Consider the following 1,528-nt stretch of genomic DNA (forward strand, 5'->3'; position numbering starts at 1 on the left):
CATATGTAGTTTAGAAGTTCTGCAACTATCGGACATGGGAACGCCATACCCCTTCGCTGGCCTACGTCAGCTCGTGGTGCCGCTGACCAGTTCGGGCGCGGGCCGGTCTTCGAGCGTCTCGGCTTGCCCGGCGACCACGCCGGTCAGGATGGCCCGTGCGGTTGCCAGCAGTTCGGCGACCTGTGGCGAGGTCACGGCGTAAGACACCGACAGGCCGTCGCGGCGGGCGACCACCAAGCCGGCTCGGCGCAGGATCGACAACTGCTGGGAGAGGTTCGCTGGTTCGATGCCGATTTCGGACACCATCTCCGAGACGGCGTGCTCGCGTTCGCTGAGCAGTTCCAGGACGCGGATGCGGGCGGGATGGCCCAGGGTCTTGAAGAAGTCCGCCTTCATTCGATACAGCGGCTCACGCGATCCCTCTACCATGGGCTCTCCTTCGGTATCCTAGGACAGGCTGACTTGCGTCTCACCGAGGGGCGACCCACCATCGAATCGTTACTTGCATACCTTAGCAATCTAGCATAAATACTGCTTAGCGGCATGAATTCGGCTTGTTCTTTCTCGGCCGTAGTCATGCGGAGGGGCCAACGGGCGAGCGGCCAGCGGTCAGAGGTCGTTGCCTGAGTAGGACTGGTTGAAACTCTTGTTGGCCAGTGGGAAGTCCGCGACGATGGTGTTGGCCATCGCTACCGGCAGGGCCGGCCAGTTGAACCAAGAGGGGTCGACGACCTTGGAACGAGTGATCGTTGCGGTCGGGTCGAGTTCGACGCGGTGCACGATGGTCCCCCGCCATCCTTCGACGATGCCGACGCCGGTGCACGGCGCACCGGGAGGTGCTGGTGCGGCAGCGCTGTAGTCCAAACGCATGTCGGCCGCATCGATCAGGTGGCGGGCCAGGGTGATCGAGGCGGCGAACTCGTCGCGGCGCACGGTGTAGCGGGCAAGGACGTCTCCGGCTGTCGCGCTGATCGGCGTGATCGGCAAGGCGACGGTGGGGTGGTCGCTGCGGGCATCGACGTTCACGCCGCTGGCGCGTGCGACGTAGCCCAGGCAGCCGAGCTCGGTTGCCTGGTCCTTGCTCAGTGTTGCGGTGCCGGCGAGCCGGTCGTAGATCCCGGCATTGCCGAGGGTCAGTGCGGCGACTTCGGCGAGGTCCGCGCCGATTGCCGTGAGCTCGCGGGGGTTCGGCAGCGTGAGCAGTCGGACCCCACCGGGGCGGATCGCGCCGCGCAGCAGCCGGTGCCCAGTGACGGTGTCGTTGATCCGCAGGAGTTGTTCGCGGATGCGTTGGGCGTGGCTGTTGGCTAGGGCGAAGCCGACGTCGTTGGCCAGCGCCCCGAGGTCGGTGGCGTGGTTGTAGAGGCGTTCCAGTTCGATCAGCAGGGCGCGTAGTCTGTGCACTTCGTCGGGGACGGTGATGCCGAGGGCGTTTTCGATGGCCAGGCTGTGCGCGAGGGCGTGACCCGCGGAGGTGTCGCCGCTGATCCTTTCGGCAATGTCGACGGCGTTGGTCGCGGTGCGGCCC

General features: G+C 65.7%; 2 protein-coding genes. Both read right to left on the bottom strand.

Going from position 1 to position 1,528, the window contains the following annotated elements; genetic code table 11:
* Positions 1-66 precede the first annotated feature (66 nt).
* Entirely contained in the window at positions 67-429 is a 363-nt protein-coding gene (locus ACRDUX_RS21035; protein WP_526416121.1) for an ArsR/SmtB family transcription factor, read from the bottom strand.
* A 180-nt stretch (positions 430-609) separates the two neighbouring features.
* On the bottom strand, positions 610-1,528 hold a 919-nt coding region (locus ACRDUX_RS21040; protein ID WP_526416123.1), incomplete at its 5' end, for a hydrogenase large subunit.

The sequence above is a fragment of the Mycobacterium sp. genome (genome assembly GCF_050701675.1).
Lineage (GTDB): Bacteria > Actinomycetota > Actinomycetes > Mycobacteriales > Mycobacteriaceae > Mycobacterium.

Excerpts from the sequence above, each read along its gene's own strand:
- ACRDUX_RS21035 (WP_526416121.1), bottom strand. The coding sequence starts at position 429 with ATGGTAGAGGGATCGCGTGAGCCGCTGTATCGAATGAAGGCGGACTTC.